General features: G+C 52.2%; 24 protein-coding genes. 9 read left to right on the plus strand and 15 right to left on the minus strand.

Annotation, left to right across the window (positions count from 1 at the left end):
• Positions 1-5 precede the first annotated feature (5 nt).
• Positions 6-791, plus strand: coding sequence for a substrate-binding periplasmic protein (locus AC55FS_RS15300; protein WP_496933131.1), 786 nt, complete (start codon positions 6-8; stop codon positions 789-791).
• A 40-nt stretch (positions 792-831) separates the two neighbouring features.
• Here the strand turns inward: AC55FS_RS15300 and AC55FS_RS15305 are convergent, their stop codons facing one another.
• Both AC55FS_RS15305 and AC55FS_RS15310 read right to left on the minus strand, forming a co-directional pair.
• Positions 832-1,416: a CBS domain-containing protein gene (locus AC55FS_RS15305; RefSeq protein ID WP_496933132.1), complete on the minus strand. Its 585-nt coding sequence runs from the start codon at positions 1,414-1,416 to the stop codon at positions 832-834.
• A 56-nt stretch (positions 1,417-1,472) separates the two neighbouring features.
• Positions 1,473-1,775: a hypothetical protein gene (locus AC55FS_RS15310; protein ID WP_496933133.1), complete on the minus strand. Its 303-nt coding sequence runs from the start codon at positions 1,773-1,775 to the stop codon at positions 1,473-1,475.
• A gap of 176 nt (positions 1,776-1,951) precedes the next feature.
• On the opposite strand from AC55FS_RS15310, the gene AC55FS_RS15315 reads away from it, so the two are divergent.
• The gene (locus tag AC55FS_RS15315) at positions 1,952-2,446 is read left to right on the plus strand and encodes a mechanosensitive ion channel family protein (protein ID WP_496933134.1); all 495 of its coding nucleotides are present in this window, start codon (positions 1,952-1,954) and stop codon (positions 2,444-2,446) included.
• A gap of 38 nt (positions 2,447-2,484) precedes the next feature.
• Here AC55FS_RS15315 and AC55FS_RS15320 read toward each other — a convergent pair whose 3' ends face one another.
• On the minus strand, positions 2,485-3,702 hold the full coding sequence (locus AC55FS_RS15320) for an argininosuccinate synthase (RefSeq protein ID WP_496933135.1): 1,218 nt from the start codon (positions 3,700-3,702) through the stop codon (positions 2,485-2,487).
• A 133-nt stretch (positions 3,703-3,835) separates the two neighbouring features.
• The gene (locus AC55FS_RS15325) at positions 3,836-4,780 is read right to left on the minus strand and encodes a flagellar protein MotY (protein ID WP_496933136.1); all 945 of its coding nucleotides are present in this window, start codon (positions 4,778-4,780) and stop codon (positions 3,836-3,838) included.
• 218 nt (positions 4,781-4,998) lie between these two features.
• Between AC55FS_RS15325 and pyrC the strand changes: the two genes are divergently transcribed.
• The 3 genes from pyrC to AC55FS_RS15340 are packed head-to-tail and all read left to right on the plus strand — an operon-like array spanning position 4,999 to position 7,109.
• Entirely contained in the window at positions 4,999-6,036 is a 1,038-nt protein-coding gene (gene pyrC, locus AC55FS_RS15330) for a dihydroorotase (RefSeq protein ID WP_496933137.1), read from the plus strand.
• 45 nt (positions 6,037-6,081) lie between these two features.
• On the plus strand, positions 6,082-6,732 hold the full coding sequence (gene rnt / locus AC55FS_RS15335; protein WP_496933138.1) for a ribonuclease T: 651 nt from the start codon (positions 6,082-6,084) through the stop codon (positions 6,730-6,732).
• Positions 6,733-6,737: 5 nt separating this feature from the next.
• The gene (locus AC55FS_RS15340; RefSeq protein ID WP_496933139.1) at positions 6,738-7,109 is read left to right on the plus strand and encodes a YacL family protein; all 372 of its coding nucleotides are present in this window, start codon (positions 6,738-6,740) and stop codon (positions 7,107-7,109) included.
• A gap of 102 nt (positions 7,110-7,211) precedes the next feature.
• On the opposite strand, the gene AC55FS_RS15345 is transcribed toward AC55FS_RS15340, so the two are convergent.
• From AC55FS_RS15345 to AC55FS_RS15355, 3 genes are all read right to left on the minus strand, one after another.
• Positions 7,212-8,918, minus strand: coding sequence for an endonuclease/exonuclease/phosphatase family protein (locus tag AC55FS_RS15345; RefSeq protein ID WP_496933140.1), 1,707 nt, complete (start codon positions 8,916-8,918; stop codon positions 7,212-7,214).
• A gap of 105 nt (positions 8,919-9,023) precedes the next feature.
• A complete protein-coding gene (locus AC55FS_RS15350; protein ID WP_496933141.1) occupies positions 9,024-9,404 on the minus strand; it encodes a hypothetical protein in 381 nt (126 codons plus the stop codon).
• An 84-nt stretch (positions 9,405-9,488) separates the two neighbouring features.
• Positions 9,489-9,962, minus strand: coding sequence for a hypothetical protein (locus AC55FS_RS15355; RefSeq protein WP_496933142.1), 474 nt, complete (start codon positions 9,960-9,962; stop codon positions 9,489-9,491).
• A 77-nt stretch (positions 9,963-10,039) separates the two neighbouring features.
• On the opposite strand from AC55FS_RS15355, the gene AC55FS_RS15360 reads away from it, so the two are divergent.
• On the plus strand, positions 10,040-10,936 hold the full coding sequence (locus AC55FS_RS15360; protein WP_496933143.1) for a D-hexose-6-phosphate mutarotase: 897 nt from the start codon (positions 10,040-10,042) through the stop codon (positions 10,934-10,936).
• Positions 10,937-11,006: 70 nt separating this feature from the next.
• A complete protein-coding gene (locus AC55FS_RS15365) occupies positions 11,007-11,396 on the plus strand; it encodes a bacteriohemerythrin (protein WP_496933144.1) in 390 nt (129 codons plus the stop codon).
• Positions 11,397-11,424: 28 nt separating this feature from the next.
• Here AC55FS_RS15365 and AC55FS_RS15370 read toward each other — a convergent pair whose 3' ends face one another.
• Positions 11,425-12,360, minus strand: coding sequence for a LysR family transcriptional regulator (locus AC55FS_RS15370; protein ID WP_496933145.1), 936 nt, complete (start codon positions 12,358-12,360; stop codon positions 11,425-11,427).
• 76 nt (positions 12,361-12,436) lie between these two features.
• Complete coding sequence (locus AC55FS_RS15375; RefSeq protein ID WP_496933146.1) at positions 12,437-13,006, minus strand: phosphoribosyltransferase; 570 nt, start codon at positions 13,004-13,006, stop codon at positions 12,437-12,439.
• 88 nt (positions 13,007-13,094) lie between these two features.
• Here AC55FS_RS15375 and AC55FS_RS15380 point away from each other — a divergent pair, with 88 nt between their 5' ends.
• Positions 13,095-13,676, plus strand: a complete 582-nt coding sequence (locus AC55FS_RS15380) for a phosphoribosyltransferase (protein WP_496933147.1) — start codon at positions 13,095-13,097, stop codon at positions 13,674-13,676.
• Between the two features lie 59 nt (positions 13,677-13,735).
• On the opposite strand, the gene AC55FS_RS15385 is transcribed toward AC55FS_RS15380, so the two are convergent.
• Positions 13,736-14,467 carry a sulfite exporter TauE/SafE family protein gene (locus AC55FS_RS15385; RefSeq protein ID WP_496933148.1) on the minus strand — a complete coding sequence of 244 codons (732 nt, stop codon included), beginning with the start codon at positions 14,465-14,467 and terminating at the stop codon, positions 13,736-13,738.
• A gap of 56 nt (positions 14,468-14,523) precedes the next feature.
• Positions 14,524-15,819 carry a homoserine dehydrogenase gene (locus AC55FS_RS15390; protein ID WP_496933149.1) on the minus strand — a complete coding sequence of 432 codons (1,296 nt, stop codon included), beginning with the start codon at positions 15,817-15,819 and terminating at the stop codon, positions 14,524-14,526.
• A gap of 192 nt (positions 15,820-16,011) precedes the next feature.
• Between AC55FS_RS15390 and AC55FS_RS15395 the strand changes: the two genes are divergently transcribed.
• Positions 16,012-16,545 carry a glycine cleavage system transcriptional repressor gene (locus tag AC55FS_RS15395; RefSeq protein ID WP_496933150.1) on the plus strand — a complete coding sequence of 178 codons (534 nt, stop codon included), beginning with the start codon at positions 16,012-16,014 and terminating at the stop codon, positions 16,543-16,545.
• Here AC55FS_RS15395 and AC55FS_RS15400 read toward each other — a convergent pair.
• The 4 genes from AC55FS_RS15400 to AC55FS_RS15415 all read right to left on the minus strand — a co-directional run bounded on the left by AC55FS_RS15400 (position 16,542) and on the right by AC55FS_RS15415 (position 20,987).
• Entirely contained in the window at positions 16,542-17,747 is a 1,206-nt protein-coding gene (locus AC55FS_RS15400) for a class I SAM-dependent methyltransferase (protein ID WP_496933151.1), read from the minus strand. The two genes, AC55FS_RS15395 and AC55FS_RS15400, sit on opposite strands and share 4 nt — an antisense overlap.
• Positions 17,748-17,770: 23 nt before the next feature.
• Positions 17,771-18,469: a bactofilin family protein gene (locus AC55FS_RS15405; RefSeq protein WP_496933152.1), complete on the minus strand. Its 699-nt coding sequence runs from the start codon at positions 18,467-18,469 to the stop codon at positions 17,771-17,773.
• Between the two features lie 113 nt (positions 18,470-18,582).
• A complete protein-coding gene (locus AC55FS_RS15410) occupies positions 18,583-19,086 on the minus strand; it encodes a hypothetical protein (RefSeq protein ID WP_496933153.1) in 504 nt (167 codons plus the stop codon).
• Positions 19,083-20,987, minus strand: a complete 1,905-nt coding sequence (locus tag AC55FS_RS15415) for an ATP-binding cassette domain-containing protein (protein ID WP_496933154.1) — start codon at positions 20,985-20,987, stop codon at positions 19,083-19,085. Before AC55FS_RS15415 ends, AC55FS_RS15410 begins: the two co-directional genes overlap by 4 nt.
• Positions 20,988-21,000: the final 13 nt, after the last annotated feature.

The raw sequence follows: 21,000 nt of genomic DNA on the forward strand, positions 1-21,000 counted from the left end.
TAATTATGATCCGCGCGACCCTATGGTTAACCATGTTGCTCGGCTGCCTGCCCGTGAGTAGCTTTGCTGAACGGCACACAGTGCGTGTTGGCGTTTATCCGTTTGCACCCTTTGTTGAGTCCGTGGGCGATGACTATCAAGGCGTCACGCTAGAACTGATAAAACTGTTAAATCAAAAACAGCAGCAGTTTCACTTTAGCGCCGTTGCTATCTCTCCTAAGCGTCGTTATCAGGCCTTTGAAGCCGGTGACTACGATATGCTGCTGTATGAAAACAAAAAATGGGGCTGGCAAAATATTGAAGTGCAGTCATCACAGGTTTATCAACGTGGCCGCGAACTTTATGTCGCCCTGGCCGATGCGGGTCGCGACCAAACATTTTTCTCTGAATTAAAACACAAGCGTCTGATTGGAATTCTCGGCTATCACTATGGCTTTGCTGGCTTTAACAGCAATGAGCACGAACTAAGGCAGCACTACAACATCATTTTGAGCTGGGATCATAGACGCAATTTCGATCTGTTACTTGAGCGTCACGGTGACGTTTTGATCGTTAATCAATCCTACTTGGACCGCTATTTACACCTGCACCCTGAGCGTGCCCGGCTGTTTCTTATCAGTCAGATAGCCGATCAAGAATATCATCATACCGCCTTGCTGCGACCAGACAGCCCACTGAGCATCGACTTTCTCAACGCACTGTTAAAACAAGTCACTACTGACGGTAGCCTGGCTGAACTACTAAAGCGCATGGGAATGAATCCCGCACTGGTGGTCACCATTAACGACTAAGTTAGCTAAAAAACAGCGGGCATGACCCGCTGTTTAGCGGCTACGCCTGCAACACTGGACGTTTTCGCTCTACCTGGGCAAACACTCGATAGAAACTCGATTGATCCTGAATATTGACCGGTAATCGCAAACGTCTAGAAATATCGCTGGCAGAGAAGATGCCTCGAATCTGGTGCTGAGTTTCGTCCACAACCAGACAATGCTGCTGATGATTGTCTTTCAAAAAGCTGACAACATCGCCAATACTGGCACCTTCCACTTCGCTGATATCCAATGCCAACAGATCTTTTTTCCGAGTCATCAGTTCCGTCACAGAGATATCCTGACGCTTCACCCGTCGTTCTCCGATATGGCGAACAATCGCTTGTTCAGACAAATCTTGAGCGCTAATCACGCCAACAAAATGCCCGTCGGCATCAACGACTAACTTCAATCGAACATGGGTAGATAACATCATCTCCCTGGCAGTGGCCGCAGATACATCAGCACTGATGACTAAAGGTTCGTTGTGAAGAAAGTCGGTGAAAAAGGCCATGGCACTGCTATCAAGGCTCAAAGCCACCCACTGTTCAGGCTGAACCAATTCATCGCAGGTCTGCACTGGGTACAAAGTCAGTTTATTCATTGTAGTTCTCCTCTGGCTGATACTTCAGCCGATTTAACACAGCACGCTAGGTGCAATCACGACATTACTGTGCTGGAAGAGAAAGGCGGGGCGCGAATGGACTCGGACGAACCCAAACGCGTGGATAACAGACTTTTAGGGTGCGGTGAAACAAGGGAGACCAGCGGACAATCAACAATACAAGCGGCGGACGACACCAGTCCAAGGTCGCCATCACTGCTGTCACAGTTGCCATCGTCACTGCTCAGGTCTTGAGTTTCCAACGACGCCAATAACGGATGAATATCTGGCCCACTGCTGGCTTCAGTCAGCAGGGCAGCACTCATCATCAAACAGAATGTGAACAGCCACTGCATCATCGGCCGCTCCCGTCGTTGGGTTTCACGTAGAGTATAGATCAGATGAGGCACTGAAAAGTTTCGAATACAGCAACACTTTGTTGCTTTTTAGCAGCAAACACTTAATCCACTGCAGCGCTTGTGCGATATTAGCCGTCCTATTAATTAGCTAAGATCTCAGCGCTATGATTTTGTTTTTGATCATCATTTTACTGATTGGCCTGTACGTCAGTAGCCGTCTCGCGCAAGCGTCTATTTCGCGCCTCGGCGAAAAGAAAGCGGTCAGCGTATATCGCATCAAATATATTACCAAGACCATCAACCTAGCCCTTCTGGTGTTTTTTGGCATTGCTCTGGTATCACTGCTGGGCATCGAGTACTCGCAGATTGCGATTTTCTTATCATCGGTGTTTGCTGTGATCGGTGTGGCCTTGTTCGCCCAGTGGTCAATTCTTAGCAACATCACCGCCAGCCTAATTATCTTTTTTGGTTTTCCTTACCGGGTTGGTGATCGTATCAAAGTGATGGACAAAGACGATGACATCTCAGGAGTGATTGAAGAGATCACCTTATTTCATGTGCTGATTCGCCGCGATGGCGAGCTGATTACCTACCCTAACTCACTGATGCTACAAAAAGGAGTGGTCAAAAACCCCAAACCTGTCGCCAAAGTCGACAGTGACACCCCATAAAAAAACCCGCCTAAGCGGGTTTCTTAGAAGGTTTTCCGTTACAGCGGTGAACGGCCTTTTTTTGCCGCCGTGCGCAAACGCAAGGCATTTAGCTTAATGAAACCTTCAGCATCTTTTTGGTCGTATGCACCTTCGTCGTCTTCAAAGGTCGCGGTCATTTCACAGAACAGTGATTGCTCGGATTGACGTCCTACGACAATCACATTGCCCTTATACAGCTTTAACCGAACCTCACCATTGACCATTTTTTGTGTATCGTCGATGGCGGCCTGCAGCATTTGCCGCTCAGGACTCCACCAGTAGCCGTTATAAATAAGCTTGGCGTAACGTGGCATCAGCTCATCTTTTAAATGCATGGCTTCGCGATCTAATGTGATGGACTCAATGGCGCGATGCGCTTTCAGCAACACAGTGCCGGCCGGCGTTTCATAACAACCGCGGGCCTTCATGCCGACATAACGGTTTTCTACAATATCCAGACGACCGATACCGTTGGCCCCAGCAATCTTATTCAGCTCTTCCATAATAGTGGCGGGTGATTTCTCCACCCCATCTATTGCCACTGGATCTCCCTGGCGGAAGCTGATGGTCAGATAAGTCGCTTCATCCGGCGCTTTCTCTGGCGACACCGACCACAGCCACATATCTTCTTCTGGCTCGGCCCAAGGGTCTTCGATCAAATCGCCTTCATAGGAAATATGCAGCAGGTTGGCATCCATCGAATAGGGTGACTTTTTGCCCGGCTTTTTCTCGACATGGATATCGTGCTCATCACAATAAGCCATCAGTTTTTCACGCGAGTTCAGATCCCACTCACGCCAAGGTGCAATGACTTTAACACCTGGCTTCAAGGCATAAGCACCCAGCTCAAAGCGCACTTGGTCATTGCCTTTACCAGTGGCGCCATGGGCGATGGCATCAGCACCCGTTTCATTGGCAATTTCAATCAAACGCTTGGCAATCAGAGGACGAGCAATCGAAGTGCCTAACAGATACTCGCCTTCATAGACGGTATTAGCGCGAAACATAGGGAAAACGAAATCACGTGCAAACTCTTCACGCAGGTCATCAATATAGATTTCTTTAATACCCAATGCTTCAGCTTTGGCGCGAGCGGGTTCAACCTCTTCGCCCTGCCCCAGATCAGCGGTAAAGGTAACCACTTCACATTGATATTCTTCTTTTAGCCACTTAGCGATCACAGAGGTATCGAGACCGCCGGAGTAGGCCAACACCACTTTCTTGATGTCCGACATGTATTGCATCTCCAGCTTAAGGATGCCCGCTATTGTAGCCATGCGCAGCTGCGCGGTCAGCGGGCTAATGTAGGGGATGCATTGTACTGCTTGAAATTATATTTGGCTATAGCAGTTAATTGCCGAATATTATTCACCTGCTGGCGCTGGTAAACCCCTGCCTAGCAGGAAGCTGAAACAGCAACTCGGCAGGTATCTCCATATCCTGACGCTGTTCCAAGCGCACCGTGACTCGACGGTTCTCTGCCCGGCCTGCGGCAGTGGAGTTACTGGCGACCGGATAGCGACCACCGTGGAAACGCGTGGTGATCTTTTCAGGGTCCACGCCTTTGAGAATAAAGTAACGCTCCACCGCCTCTACCCTGGCTTTAGACACCTGGCGGTTGTCATAGCGCCGCCCCTGGCGATCAGAATGACCATCAAGGTAAATGGCAAATACTCGTGGGTCGCGCTGTGCGTAATAAATAATCCGATCCAGCAGCTGCATGTCTTCCTGATCTAGCCCCTTCTCGCCGGATTTAAAGTGAATTTTCGAGCGTGCCACCTGGTTAAAGTTCAGCGGCAGCAGCTGATCAACACATTTCAGATAATCCTGATAGTACTCTTTAAACATTACTGCGGAGATATGGACCTTCACCGCCCGACCACCATCGTAATAGGTACGATGAGCAATGGTCGGCCATTTACCTTCCAACAAGGCATGCAAAAACTGATTGGTACGGCGGTTATCCAATACCAAGTTAGGTTCATCATTGATGATTTTACTGGTGCCTAAGGCTTCGCTGCGGTCGCTGGGACGCCAGGGCGGTGGCAAGATACTCACCTGGGCATTGCTATACGCCATCAAGTTGCGGTGAGTCAGCAAGCGAAACTCCACGTCTTCACCCGCTTGATGGTAAAACTGAGCACGACCGTAGCCAGGAATGCGTTGTTCAAACACACATTCGAAGATGGAGCCACTCAGCGACCATTCCGTGGTTTCGACTGAGCCGCCATAGTCGAGCGCCAGTGTTGCTGATGGCAAGCACAGGCTCAGCAGCCAAATCAGGCCGGCTTTGCTCACAATCTGCCCATTCATATCAATCTGTCGTCGTCATGTTTCGCCCATTTGCTGAACTAGGTCTGTGCACTAGCTGAGAACTACAGCAGTCAGTCACATCGGTGAAGCACAGCGGTTTCCCGGTCTGCTCTAGGTTATCGGCCAACACAAAACAAAGTTGAGCTTTTTTGTGGCAATGCCCTAGCTTCCGGTACAATGCGCGCCTGCGTCCTATTTACCCTGCTCGAGGTTGGCTCATGATTGATCGCATTACTCTCACCCGCCCTGATGACTGGCATCTGCACCTGCGTGATGGCCATGTGTTGCAGCACACGGTTCCCGCCACGGCACGGGTCATGGGCCGGGCTATTGTGATGCCCAATCTGCAACCGCCGGTGATGAATGCTGAGCAAGCACTCGACTACCGCAACCGTATTGTGTCAAAAGTTCCGCAAGGACTCAGTTTCAATCCGTTAATGGTGTTGTATCTCACTGATAACACGACTCCAGATATGATTCGCGAGGCCAAGGAGTCTGGTCATGTGGTGGCGGTCAAACTGTATCCCGCCGGCGCTACCACCAACTCAGACTCAGGCGTCACGGATCTCAGTAAGCTCGACGACATTGCCGCCGCCTTAGCTGAACATGATATGCCGTTGCTGGTGCATGGAGAGGTGACGCACTCTGAGATCGATATTTTTGATCGAGAAAAACGCTTCCTCGACGAGATTCTGGCGCCGTTAGTCAGCCGTCATCCAACCTTGCGCTTAGTCGTAGAGCACATCACCACCGCCGATGCGGTCGACTTTGTGCGCTCTCAAGGTGAACATGTCGGTGCCACCATTACCGTTCAACATCTCGCTTATAACCGCAATCACATGCTGGTCGGCGGCATCAAACCTCACTACTATTGCTTGCCGATTTTAAAGCGCGGACGCCATCAGCAAGTACTGCAAGAAGCGGCGATTAGCGGCAGTCAACAGTTCTTTTTAGGTACCGACAGTGCACCCCACGCCAAAGGGGCAAAAGAAAGCGCTTGTGGTTGTGCCGGTTGTTACACCGCCTACGCCGCCATCGAGCTGTACGCTGAAATCTTTGAAGACTTAGGCGCATTGGATAAGCTCGAAGGGTTTGCCAGTTTCTATGGCCCTGATTTCTACCGCCTACCGCGTAACCAGGACAGCATCACCCTGGTTCGTGAAAGCTGGCAGGTACCGCAGGAGATGACCTTTGGTGACGATGTGATTGTACCGCTAAGAGCGGGTGAGACCCTGCGCTGGAAGCTGGACTACTAAGTCAGAGCCATCTGACTGCCATTCAATTTTTTATTAAGGCTAGGCATGAGTGATTCGCAAGACAAATCAATGATGGCGCAACGCTTTCGTGGTTTTCTGCCCGTTGTCGTCGATGTCGAAACCGGCGGTTTTAATGCCCGTACCGACGCACTGCTGGAAATCGCCATGGTCACGTTGGGCATGGACGACGATGGCTATTTATTCCCGAAAGAAACCCTGTCAGCGTTGGTGCATCCATTTGATGGCGCCAACCTGGAACAGGAAGCATTAGATTTCACCGGCATTGACCCCTTTGACCCTGAGCGCGATGCCGAGTTTGAAATAGACGTGTTAAGTCGCATGTTTCAAACCGTGCGCCGCGAAGTCAAACACTATGGCTGTAACCGCGCCGTGTTAGTGGGCCATAACGCTCATTTTGATCACGGATTCTTACGCGAAGCCGTTGCTCGTAACGACATTAAGCGCGACCCGTTTCATCCGTTTTCGTCCTTTGATACCGCTTCCATTGCAGCCATCGCCTTAGGCCATACGGTACTGGCAAAGAGCTGTAAAATGGCAGGCATCGAGTTTGACAACAGTGAAGCTCACAGCGCCGCATACGACACGCAAAAAACAGCGGAATTGTTCTGTTACATCGTCAACCGCTACCAAGATCTGGGTGGCTGGCCACTGACAACCACTGAAGACTGCGACTAAACACCATGGATTTTCGTTTTTTTTATAATGAGCGTCAGCTGCCCTGTGCCCGCCTATCAATGGACCACGAAGCCTTTGGCTTTTGGCTCAGCGATGATTTAGGCGACAACCAGACGGTGTTGGCCAGCTTGCTAGAAACCGTCGACGCCCTGCTAGATGGCAGCTTGCAAGAATACGAATGGCGCGGACACGATTTTATGCTGCGCTTAACCGGCGATGAAGCCGACGTCATCGCCCATGAATTATTGCAACAACACTCATTGGACGAGCTTAACGAAGACGATATGGATTTTTATGATGCCGAATCCAGGGCCAGTTGTGGCCTGGATGACTTTAAAGATTTATTGATCGAGTGGCGGGATTTTCTCGAACAATAATCCAATAAAAAAGGCGCAGAGTTTGCGCCTTTTTTATAGCTGGGGCCTGTTAACACGCTGTTATGAGCTGAAAACCTCTCAATTAAGCGCGAAGAGTGATGTTTATGGCCGAATCAAAATAAACTGCTCATAAGAACGAGCTGATTTGCCATTTGCACTCAGTCCAACACCACCACCAAAATCAGCGCGCACATATTTACCATTGTCGGCTTTCAGCGCAATAACGTGGTCCGATAGTCTTTCCAGCTCAAACTGCGCTGCAGCTTCCGGCTGCTGATAAGACGCTTTTAAAGTGCCAAACAGGTACGAGTCTAACCCTATGTATTGGCCGCCACGCGCACGAATCGCAACTTTATTGTCAGCTTGCTGTTCGATCACAAAGGTTTCCCAAGTGCCCATTTGATCAGAGCCTGCGGAAATAAAACTATCACCGCCGCTCATAGCCCGAACATAATGACCGTTATGAGTGCGCAAGTGCACTGGCTCACCTAAATACGGGAATGGCTGGCGCTGTACCTGACTGGCATCAAACTGGAACAAGCCACGTACCGGGTAATGATCGGATAAATCCCACTGGCCCCACAAGTCATTATGAGTGCTGCGTGGTGCAAAAGCCTGTTGCTGGGCAGATAGTGCTGGCTGATGGTTACCACTGACCAAGGTGTAATCCAGATATTCCACATAAGGCTGCTCAGCCCAGTGGTTGGTATTGGCATCGTAAGTGACGTTATGCCCAGTGTTTTCTGGCTCGTAGGCATTTAATACCGCTTCCATATAGTCACGGTCCTGGGGCAAACCACCTTTATTGACGTTAAAGTCGCCGGCCATAATCACAGGCTCTGAGGCTGGAATATTCAAGCCTTGAATATATTCTCCCATCTCCTGCAACTGAGCCTTACGTGCATTACGATTGGCATCATCGTCGGACGACTGGGTATGGGTGGCAAACAGGTGATAGGCTTTGCCTTGTTTGTTGATCTTGGCGTAAATCACGCCACGTGTGGCGGCACACTGCAGACCATCACAAGCGGCATATTTATGCGCGTCTTCTAACTCAAAAGGCCAGCGCGAAACAATTCGCACACCGGATCCCATTACCTTGCCAAGCTTAAATATTTCGCCACTCTGATAAGGATATTCTGCTCGCAGAGCATTTAATAAGGTTGACGTGGCGATAGGATCAAACACCTCGGTCAGCACCAAAGCGTCGTAACCCGCCATAACCTCTGGCATTAACGCCAGCCGCGTGCCGACTTTTTTAGAACCGTATACCGTGGTGGCCCAAATGTTATAGCTCAGCACATTAAATGAGCCAGCATCGGCCAGTGCAGGTTTGTTATCTTGCGGTTGAATCACGTAATGCAGCTGCCCGCCCTGCTCCAGGTCGTCGGCTTTGACCGCCATTTCAACGCTACGCTGGGCCAATGATACCTGCTGACGGTAAATATTTTCGCCGCTCAGCTGTGGCCACTGCCAATCGTTACCGGCCGCTGAATAGCTCAGCTCGGTGCCGTCAATTTGCTGCGTGAGCTGCACACGGTAGTTATCGGTGCTCAGTGTCAGACTGTGGTGACTTTGCTCGCTGCCATCGCGCTCTAACAACAACACATCCCGGGTAGCCAGGGGTGGAATTTGCATCTCGACGGTCTGATCGGTAACCGAGCTGACGGTCATTGGCAACAGAGTGCTGTTGGTCACCACAATGCGAGTTTGCAAAGGCTCAGAGGGCACTTGAGACATGGCCAGAGCCACCGAAGGTAGCGCCGATGACAACAGCAACAGCCCAACACGGGCTTGGGTAAACAGCATAATTACGCCTTTTTGCTTAACCAAAAGTGCGTAATGTAACGGAAGTCGCCGACCTGTGTTAGCCCTTTGTCGACTTACCCTGGCTGAGGTTGCTGACTCTTTTGCTTATACCGCCGCATGGGCTGCCAATACATCCTGCAATAGCGGCAAAGTATGTTGCTGTGCTGAATCCATGTGACTGTCATCACCGACATGCTGAAAACTACCTGCTTCAAAGGCGAGATAAATCGACGCCGCGGGTTCTGGCATCTTGCCCTGTAGCTGCTCAGCGGCAGCGCTGCTGATCATCACCGCCAGCAATCCTTGCATGGTTTGCAGCCCTTCGGCGTAGCTCAGCGATTGCGACATTAGCTGTTGCGCTACCTGACAAGCTAACTGGTTGATGGCCTGTGGCAAACGACAGGCGTGTTGCTGGCAACACTGCTCTAAAACAGCCATCACATTCTGGCCCTGAGCACTGAGTTGGCGAACATCCAAAAGCGTCATAGTCACCTTCCATGAAAATAACAGGACTGTCATTACGATACTCAGTCTAGCCGAACTGCGCTCTTAACCACAATATTTATATGGTTAATAAACTGCGGTGATGTGCCAGCCTGCGTGCCCCTGCCAGCTGACTTCGTCATCAACACCTTTGCCACTCAGCTGCTGAGCTAAGGGGGCTTGCGGACTCAACAGCAACACCGAGCGCTGCTGCCAATCTAAAGTGCGCCCGCCTCCCCAAATGGTCAGCCACAACCACTGAGGATCAAACTGAGCATGGTGCAAACACAGCAAGGCGCCGGTAGCGATGTCATCGTCTTCAGCAAACACGGGCACACTCCATTTGCTCAAGCGGATGCGTTGCTGTTGCAGCTCTAGAATGCGCTCTGACTGACCATGGGCTAAATAAGCCGCTTCCAGGCTGAGGGTGTCATACTGGTTTTCCGGCTTATTATCTTCATGGGCGGCGGCTTGCTGAGCCTGTTGAGCAGCCGCGATGGCTGCATTCAACTCGTCATCCAGGCTGGTTATTAATAGTTGTTTTAAACTGTCTTTGTTCACGCTTTGTCCCACGCCTTGGCAGCTCGATACTGATGCTCGACGCTGGCATTATATCGCGCCCACTATGGAGTCCCGCTATGAATCTTCAGCGCAGTGCGTTTTGCCAGCGCCTGATCCGCCAGCAATTAGAACTGGTGCGCATTCAGCATCCGCTGTTTAGTGCTGAAATTGCCTTACAAGGGGCACAGTTGCTGCTATTTCAACCTCGGCAGCAGCGCAACTGGCTGTGGCTCAGTGATCGAGCAGAGTACCTTAGAGGACAATCGGTGCGTGGCGGCATTCCCATTTGCTGGCCTTGGTTTGGTGATCTGAAACGCAACCCCACACAGGTTCAGGACAGTCTGCCGTTTGCACAACGTAACCAAGCACTGAGCAACCAGGCACACGGTATTGCTCGCAGCGCCGACTGGCAGCTGAGCCATCTATATGAGGCTGTCGATCAGGTTCAGCTAACCCTCAAGTTACCGACAAAGGTGATTCAAACACTGGCGTTAGATATCTCGCTGGAGCTGCAGCTGACGTTGCGAGCCCAGTCTTTCACCATCGCCCTGATCAATCGCAATCTTGGCCAGCACAGCGTGCATATCAGTCAAGCATTGCACACCTACCTGCCCGTCGACGCGATTCAAAACGCCTCGATTAGCGGCTTGCACGGTTGTGATTATATCGACGCAGTGGATAACTGGAGCAGTAAAACACAGCAAGGGCCGGTGACCTTCAGCGCAGAAACCGATCGTATCTATCGCTCACCATCGCAGCTGGTGCTGCACCATTCAGGACAAACACGGCACCTGCACAGCAATAGCTGCAGTGCAGTAGTATGGAACCCTTGGATCAATAAAAGCCGTCGTCTTAGCCAGTTTGACCCGCAAGCCTGGCAACGCATGGTATGCATAGAAAGCGCCAATGCAGCCTTTGATCATCTGGTATTAGCGCCAGGTCAGCAGCATTGCCTGCAGCTCACGATAAGCTGATCTCAGGCAATTTAAACCTCAACATAAAGCACTATACTGCCGCCACTGACATTCACAGTGAGTCGCGGCGATGGAATACAACGAGTGTCCGGTGCTGGCATCTGACAGCATCAACCGTGAGCACGATGCATTAGTGGATTTAATTAATCAGGCCGAGCTTGAGGTCATGATGGGCCGGCCCGCCATGACTGAGCTGAGCCAACTGCAGCGCTTTATGCTGCAGCATTTTTCCGACGAGGAAACCCTTATGCAGCGCTATGCCATGCCGCAGCTGCACGCCCATCAGCAAGATCATGAGGATTTATTGGCGCTGATTCAGCAGGCCTGTTGCAGCACAGATTTGGCGCAAGTGCTCGATATCTTGAGTGATCAGCTGCCCAACGCCATCGTCCAGCACATTGATCATTTTGATCGTCACGCGGTGAACTGGCTGAAGCGCCATCGCCGCTCTGCCGCATAACGCCACAGAGCACAGCTAGGATGGCGTATTAGCAGGCGCGAGCCACATCAACAATGGTTCGGCGCAGCCAACGATGGGCGTGATGATGCTGTAACAAGGGTGACCACGCCATCTTCAGTTCAAATGGTGGAATCTGAAACGGCGGCTCTTTAACCAGCAGCGAGGTTGAGCGGGCCTGCATCTCTGCCACTTTACGCGGCAAGGTCGCCACCAGATCATTGTTCAGCGCCAATAGCGCTGGCATTTGATAATGCCGGGTAAAGACGGATATTTTGCGCTTGTAGCCTAACTGAGATAAGGCATTATCGACCCAACCAAGACGAATGACTTTTTCTGGATCGATACCGACGCCAGCGCCCATGCCGGTTTTGCTCACCCAGATATGCTTGCTAGCAACATAGGCCTGCAGATCAAAGTGATCAACTGACGGGTGATCTGGATTGACCAGACACACAAAGCCGTCTTCCCATAAGGTCATCTGATGAAACGACTGCGGCATTTCATCAAAGCGGTTAATCGCCATATCAACCCGGCCCGCTTCGACGTCTTTAAAGGTCACATCCGAGGGAGTCAGCACATCGAGAATAATGTCTGGTGCTTCGATGCGCAGTCGTTTAACCAACTCAGGCACCAGTGTCGACTCGGCATAATCGCTGACCATGATGCGAAACACCCGGTGGCTGGAGCTGGCATCAAACTCTTCTAACGGCTGCAAAGCAGCTTCCAGTTCACCCAGTGCTTTGCGTATCACTGGCTGTAGCTCTTGTGCGCGCTCGGTGGGCGTCATGCCTTCAGAGGTACGGACCAAAATTGGGTCACCAAACAGCTCACGCAAACGTCGCAAACCATTGCTCATGGCCGGCTGGGTAATGCCCAGTAGCTGAGCCGCCTTGGTCACACTGCGCTCGCGCAGCAGCACGTCCAGGTACACCAGCAAATTTAAGTCAATACGATCAATATTCATACAGCGCCTCCGATCGGGGCGCCATTATCCCTGATCAGGCGCCATTCACCAAGGCGATAGTGACTATCACCTAAATTTATGCAGGCAGATGATCTTTGATGATGTCATACAGCTCAGGACGACCGGCTTCAATTTCTGCCGCGCTCAAGCCCTCTAACGAGTGCGGATACTTCAACCAAGCCTTGGTCTCATGCAGGTAATAATCCGGCACACGCTCGGTCTTGTTGCGTTCGGGCTTGTAATAAGGCACAGCGACACGAATGTCGTGCGGCGTGTTCAAGCGTGCGCGGCGCTGCAACTCATTGACGATGGCCTCGATGGAGCGGCCACTGTCAAACACATCATCAACAATCAATAAGCGATCTTCATGGGTTACATTTTTGACCAGGTAGTTGAGGCCAAACACCTGCACTTCTTTGGCCTGCTTGTCGATATCTGGGTAATAGGACGAGGTACGAATGGCAATGTTGTCGGTTTCAATGCCGTGATAGTCAAGATACTCTTGTACTGCAATGCCAATCGGCGCGCCGCCCCGCCATACAGCAATAATAAAGGTCGGCTTAAAACCACTGTCCAGCACCTTGGCCGCCAAACGGTAGGAATCCTCTAACAGGCCCTGGGCCGTCAGGTAGAGTTTTTCGCTCATATACAATCTCCGGCATTGCGATTAGCTGACCGCTTGGTCAGTGGTGTATGATAACCGGTTCACAACTTTGATCCCACTGGTAGCGCACATGCAAAAACGCTTTCTGGATGAAGAAACCCTGATTCAGGACTCCTTCCGCCTTGCCGTTTCGATTTTCGAAAGTGGTTTCAGGCCAACCTTTATCGTCGGCTTGTGGCGCGGCGGCAGCTCGGTTGGTATTTATGTGCAAGAGTGCTTGCAAACGCTGGGCGTCAAAACCGACCATATTTCGCTGCGCACCTCCTACCGCGGCTTGCCCGCCTATCAGAGCATGGTTGAGCAACCACAAGAAATCCGTGTGCACGGCACTCAATATCTGGTGGAAAATCTCAATCAGGACGACGGCCTGTTAATCGTTGATGACGTTTTCAGCACCGGCTATAACATCCGCGCCGTGATAAACCGCCTGCAAGGCAAGCTCAAGCGTAATATGCCAAAGCAGGTCAAGGTCGCCACGTTATATCAGCGTTCCAGTCATAATCGCACAGATATCAGCCCGGACTTTTGCCTGCACGACACCAATGACTGGCTGGTGTTTCCTTATGAGCTTCAGGGCTTGAGCCTGGAAGAAATCCAGCAGCACAAACCCTTTGTTGCCGACTTACTGCGTCCAGAGCAAATAAAGCGCTAGCACCAACATCCCGCATAGCCGTGCGCTAATGCAGGATGTCAGACCTAGGTGGCGATCGTTTAAATGACCTCTCGAATAATCGCCGCACTGCCTGACAGCGCGGCGATCGATAAAATCAGTGGTCGCAGCGCCGCCGCTGGCACCTTGTGCATACAGTGCCCAGACAGCCAGAATCCAGCCAACACACCAGGCAAGGTCAAGGCAAACAAGCTGATCTCTAACGTGTGAACAAAACCGGAAAAAGCTAAACCAGCAAAGGCCGACAGGCTGCCAAACAAGAAAAACGCCGACAGATTAGCCCGAATCTGCTCCGGCGGCTGGCGCTGATATAACAGCGCTATTGGCGGCCCACCCACTGCGGTGATGGTGCCCATAAAACCCGATAAACCGCCGGCACAAAGACTGTTACGCCGATTCAATGCCGGCTGTAAACCAGACACACTCAACACGACTGCGAATAAAATCAGCACTCCAAACACCAGCCCAAAGCCCGCGGATGACATCAGCTTCATGGCGACCACCGCCAATAAGGTGCCCAGCGCTGCTCCCATCATGGCATGGCGCACCGGAGCAAAAGCCAAGCTGGTACGGCTGCGCAACAGCATCAAGACCGTTAACACCATGGCATTCATGGTCAAAGGCGCTGGCAGTAATAAGGGACTGATCAAAAACAGCAATGGCGCCGACAAGGTACCGATGCCATAGCCCGCGACTCCCTGTAATAACGCCCCCGCTGCGATCGCGATATTGGCCAATACGATCTGTGCCCAGGACAATGGCAAGGCATCCATACTGTTCTCCAGACATAAAAAAAGCGGGCATAGCCCGCTTATATGAGCCTTTAAGGTTACAGGTGTTCTACCCGGATGCGGGTTAACTGCCCGACCACACTGCTCAGGCCTTCAATGGCGATCATGGCATCGTTCATAATCTTCTCCTGCACCTTGTGGGTCAGCAGAATAATCTGTGCCAGCTCTTCACCCGGCGCGGGTTCGCGCTGAATAATGGCTTCAATGCTGATGCCACGCTCAGACAGCAAGGTCGCTACGCTGGCCAATACACCGGCTTTGTCGACGGCCTGAATGCGCAAATAATAGGCCGTTTCAATGTCTTCGATCGGCAATACGCTTTGATCGTCGATGCTATTAAAGGCCAAATGACTGACACGGGCATCGCTGCCAGCATCCATCGCCCGCGCCAGATCAATCACGTCTGCGACTACGGCAGAAGCCGTCGGTCCAGCACCCGCGCCTGCGCCGACGTACATGGTATCGCCAACGGCATTGCCATTGACCATCACCGCATTGAGTACCCCATCCACATTGGCGATGGGACGAGACGCCGGCACCATGGTTGGGTGCACACGCAGATCAATGCCTTGCTCGGTCTGACAACTGATGCCCAGGTGCTTGATGCGATAGCCCAGCTCTTCGGCGTACTGCACGTCTTCGGTAGTAATGGTGCTGATGCCTTCGGTGTAACAACGATCAAATTGCAACGGAATACCATAAGCGATGGACGCTAATATGGTGAGCTTGTGAGCCGCATCGATGCCTTCAACGTCAAAGGTCGGATCGGCTTCGGCGTAGCCTAACTGCTGCGCTTCTTGCAGCACGTCGGCAAAGTCGCGACCTTTATCGCGCATTTCCGTCAGAATAAAGTTACCGGTGCCATTAATGATGCCCGCCAGCCAGTTAATACGGTTGGCCGCCAGCCCTTCACGAATCGCTTTGACAATGGGAATACCACCCGCGATGGCGGCTTCGTACATCACAGATACGCCCTTGGCCTCAGCGGCGGCAAAGATTTCACTGCCGTGCTCGGCGATCAAGGCCTTATTGGCCGTCACCACATGCTTGCCATGCTCAATCGCGGTCAATACCAGCTTTTTCGCCACATCGTAACCGCCAATCAGCTCCACCAGAATATCGATGTCTGGGTTTTTCGCTACCGCAAACACATCGTCGGTGACGGCATAGCCACTGGTATCGTGTTCAGGATTGGGACGACGGGCTGCAATTTGCTCAACAATAATGTCGCGACCTGCCCGGCGGGTAATGTTTTGTGCGTTCCGGGTCAGAACATCAAAGGTTCCACCACCCACAGTACCAAGACCACAGATACCTACTTTTACCGGTTTCAACGTCGCGTCTCCTCAATAATAATTGTTCTTCCACAGCCAATATTGACAGGCTGTCGGAGCCGCAATGTACCACAGATTCCCGTGGCCATGACAACGCCCAGCGGCAATGACGGCCGTTGGAATTTCTTTGCCACGGAAATATGTTACCTTCAGCGAAGCGCGCTAAGCACAATTATGGAGAAGGAAAACACTATGACCATTTCGTTGGTTCTGACCGTTATTGCCGATGATCAGCCAGGCATTGTTGAACAGGTAGCTGCCGTCATCAGTGACCATCAAGGCAACTGGCTAGAAAGCCGCATGGCCCATATGGCGGGCAAGTTCGCCGGTATTGTTCGGGTAGGTGTCAGCGAAAACGATAGCGTGGCACTGATTTCGGCCCTGGCCGAGCTGCGTGAGCGCGGCATTCAGGTCAACGCCGAGTCCAGCCACGAGGGCGACGACAACAGCCACGAGCGTACCACGCAAGATCTGCAACTGACCTTAGTTGGCAACGACCGTGCTGGCATAGTGCGTGAAGTCTCCAAGGCACTGGCGGGCATTCATGTCAACGTGTTGGAATTTACCTCCAACCGTGACAGCGCCGAGATGTCGGCCGTGCCACTGTTCCATGCCCAGGCACTGCTGCGTATTCCAAACGGCATGGAGCTGGATGATGTGCAAACCACGGTGGAGGCGTTATCTGACGATTTAATGGTGGAACTGGGCCCAGTCGCGGCGAACTAACCAAGCCATACAAACCAGTATTCTTGAAAGCTCTGCCCGTTTTCTAGCCGCCCTAGCTGGTGGCGGCGCAGGGTAAAGTCCGACCATTGCTTGAGCAGAGCGATGGTCGACACCGGCTGTGCTGGTGTATCCCCCACCACCTCGCCGCTTAAACGGCAGACACCATGCTCCAACACATCGATGGCAATGGGCGTTTTCGGCAAACCCGTGCGATTAAACGACAGACAATAAATAGCTGCGCCCGGAGCGAGTATTTTTTGCAATAGGGTTTGTAGCTGAGTCATTTGCGCGGCTGGCAAATAGTTAGGAATATCCCATAACAACGCGCCATGCACTTGCACACCGGCGCGATATTGCAGCAGCGCCTGACTGAAATCCAGCTGTTGCGATTGCGGATGCAAATGATGCTGCCAGGCAATAGAGGCCAATATATCCTCAACAAATACATTGCCGGCGTATTCGTGCAGTCCTTGTAGTTGACGACCGGTTTTACGCCCGCCATCAAGTATGCCAGCCTGCTGTGGCAGCGCTTGCAGCAACTCTTGTAACAGTGGCAAAGCAATGTCCTGTTGCTGCTCAGACCGGCGCAGCGACGTATGCTGAGAAGCCACCGAGCGTAAGCGCTTATCGCAGGCATTGGCATCAAACTCCAGCACGTATTCCGCCAGTTGCTGGCTCATGCCCTGGGCCTGCAACGCCGACTCCACTAGGGTAAAAGGATGCAAACAGCGTTGCAGCGTCAACGTGGTGTGACGCCAGCAGGGCAATGGCTCACTGCCCTGCTCGATGCAATCAAAATGAAAGTCCTGACACCAGCGAAATGACAACGGCTGTGGCGATGGCTGGCCCTTGGGCTGAATAATGTGCAGGCGAGTGCCAGCGTGGCAATGGGGCTGTAAGCGCTGAAATAAATGACTGATCAGTTCAGCGGGCAAGTAACTCAGCAAATCCCAGCACAATACCAGGTCAAAACTCATATCGGCGGGTTTATTGATTAAATGCTGATCTAAAGCCTGCAGGCTTTGCTCCAAGGGCACACCTTGCTGCACAAAATCCAGCAGATCTTCAACAAAACAGCGGCCTTGGTGTGTCAGTAACGCCTGTGTCGTCCCGGTGGTTGAGGGCCCCAGATCCAAGACCCGGGCACCGGGCTGTAAATGATGTTGCACCAGAGCAGCCAGCTCTGGTGAATAATGTTGCATAACAAACCCTGTTACGCGCCGATTTAACCTTTGCCTGGCGGCAGCTTACCGGCATTTGATGGGTTATTTTCAGGTGGCTTGTCGGCGGGTTTATCGTGACTTTTAGCGTGATGCTTTTCAACCTTAGGCTGCGACTTAGGCTCAGACATTTTTTGATCCGTTGGCGGCAAGTGCGGATGTACCAACTTATCTTGAAAGCTGCCACGACGTTCTTTCAGCTCTTCATTGCTGTCCACCATATCCATCGAGCCACGGAACTTACCACCGTCATCCAGTTGAATGCGCGGAGCAATTAAATTGCCTTTTACCACCGCGGTGCTGCAGATATTGATCAGCTCTTCGGCCAACACGTCACCGGTCAGGGCGCCATCAATCACAATATTCTGCACATGGACATTGGCGTTGACCTTGCCTTCACGACCGATAGACAGGTTTTGCCCGCTCATGCGAATGGTGCCTTCCACTGAGCCTTCTATGTGCAAGTCTTCGCTGCCCACCAGCTCACCACGAATACTGATTTTTTTACCGACCACAGACACATCAGCGCGATTGGCTTTGCTATCAGCATCGCTGGCTTGACTGTTATTAGTAGGCGCGGTTGAGGTCGGCGCTGTTGGGGTAGGAGCACTGGTTCCGGATAAGCCAGTACTGTAGTTAGTCACGCCCGAGCTGTAGCCGTTGTCGTTATCGCCAGCACCTTTCGGGTCGAGTGGATTTGCCATGTTTCCCCCTGCTTACCTGCCCATTGATACCGTGTCGGCCTTTGCGGCCGATTTACAGTATAGGCAGGAGGAACTGAGGCGGAGGCGCTAACGGCGAAAAAAGCCCGGCTTTGTTAACCGTTTCCGCTTTTGCCTGGCAATAACGCCTGCAAAAAGCTGTGGTAATTTTGCGCCGATGCCGAAGGTCGCTCAGCCACCATCATGGTTACACGGCGCTGATCCGCCTCCAACAGCAAAAGCTCATCCTGCAAGGTCGGCAAGTGCTGCTGCAAGGCCTCAAGCAGAGCAGCCTTATTGGCCTCATTGGGCGCGCTATCCCACCAATAACCCTCGGGCAAACCATCATTATCCCAGGCTGCTTGGTTTACCAAACGATATTGCAGAGCGTTGTCCTTTGGCGTTTCGCGACTCAGCAAGGTATAGGAGGTGGCGGTGATGTTATCGCGCACGCCGTTTTTTTCCGACTGAGGTTTGTGGGTGTGCTGGCGTACCTGCAAGCCCAACTTAATAGCATCGAGCCGCAGTGCAGCCAGGCGACGATCGCGAGGACTGGGCCGTATCCACATAAAGGAGCCGACCACCACCAAAATAATTAACGGAATCAGCCAAACCGTCACGAGCTCATCTCCTCCAGCTCCAGCCAACGCTCCTCCAGCTGGTTAACCAATTCTTCAGCTTGCGCCAGCTGTGCCAGTTGTTGCTGCACATAACTGCCGTCCTGGCTGTAAAAATCCGGCGCTGAGGTAACGGCCACTAGCGCATCGCGCTGCTCTTCTGCCGCAGCAATTTGATCCGGCAAGCCATCCAGTTCGCGCTGCAATTTATACGATAGCTTTTTACCCTTGGCAGGCGCAGCGGGCTCGGCCGTTTTTGCTGGTGCAGCCTTTTTCTGTGTTTGCTTTTGCAGTTGCGCTCGCTGCTCGCGGGTACGTTCAAACCAGTCGCTATAACCGCCCACATGTTCGTCAATATGGCCGCCTTCACTAAACACCCATAGGTGAGTCACCACATTGTCGATAAAGGCACGGTCGTGACTGACCAGCAACAAGGTGCCGTCGTATTCAGCCAGTTTTTCTTCCAACAGCTCCAGCGTTTCTACGTCCAGATCGTTGGTCGGCTCGTCCATCACCAACAGGTTGCAGGGTTTTAAAAACAGCTTGGCCAGTAATACCCGGTTACGTTCACCGCCAGACAATGCCCGCACGGGGGTACGTGCACGCTCACCAGAGAACAGGAAGTCTCCCAGATAACCAATAATATGGCGGCTGTTGCCATTGACGATAACGTGGTCTTTGCCATCGGCAACGTTATCGGCGATGGATTTATCTTCATCCAGTTGGTGCCTGGCTTGATCAAAATACGCCACTTCCAAGCGCGTACCCACTTTCAAGCGCCCAGACTGGGCTTGTAGATTGCCCAGCAGCAGCTTGAGCAAGGTACTCTTACCTACGCCATTGGGGCCAACCAGGCCAATACGATCACCACGTATGACATTGGTGGTAAAGCCGGCCACCTGCGGTTGCGCTTCATCCCATGCAAAGCTCACATCCTCGAGCTCAAATACCAGTTTGCCTGAGGCATCGGCACTGTTGAGGCTAAGATTGGCACTGCCTTGCACCTCACGGCGCGCTTTGCGCTCAACGCGTAATTCCTTCAACCGTGCAACGCGGCCTTCGTTACGGGTGCGACGTGCTTTAATGCCCTGACGAATCCATTTTTCTTCTTCCGCCAAACGCTTATCAAACAAGGCATTTTGCATGGCCTCGTCTTCCAGGCGTTTTTCGCGATAGTCGAGAAAGCTCTGGTAATCACCATCCCAGCTATAAATGTGGCCGCGATCCAAATCGATAATACGAGTCGCCAAGTGCTGCACAAACGCCCGGTCGTGACTGATAAATACCAAGGTGCCATTAAATTGCTTGAGCTGCTCTTCCAACCACTCGATGGTGGCAACATCCATATGGTTGGTCGGCTCATCGAGAATCAGTAGTTCGGGCTCGACCACCAACGCTCGAGCTAACATCACTCGACGCTGCCAGCCGCCTGACAACTGCGCAAAGGAGGTATCGGCCGGCAACTTCAAGCGGTCAATAATGGCATCAACTTTCTGCTGCCAGCTCCAACCGTCAGCGGCTTCAATCTGGCCCTGGAGCTTTTCTAACTTGCCCAGATCGGCCTGATCGCCCAGCGCCGTTTCATCGTGATAGGCGGCAATCAGCTCACCAACATCGCCCAAGCCCTGGGCCACCACATCGTACACAGGGGTGTCATGGGCTTGTGGCAGCTCTTGTTGTAGGGTGGCGATGCGCAGCAGATCACGGCGCTGCACCACACCGTCGTCGGGCAATACCTCGCCTTGCAGCATCTTTAATAAGGTCGATTTACCGGCACCGTTACGGCCCACCACACAGACCCGCTCACCGCTGTGAATTTCAAGGGTGACTCGGTCCAATAGAACATGGTCCCCAAAGGCCAGTTCAACGTCCTTAAGCTGCAGCAACATCATGACTTTTGACATCTGTTTTACATAT

Source organism: Bacterioplanes sp. CLAM21 (assembly GCF_059641015.1).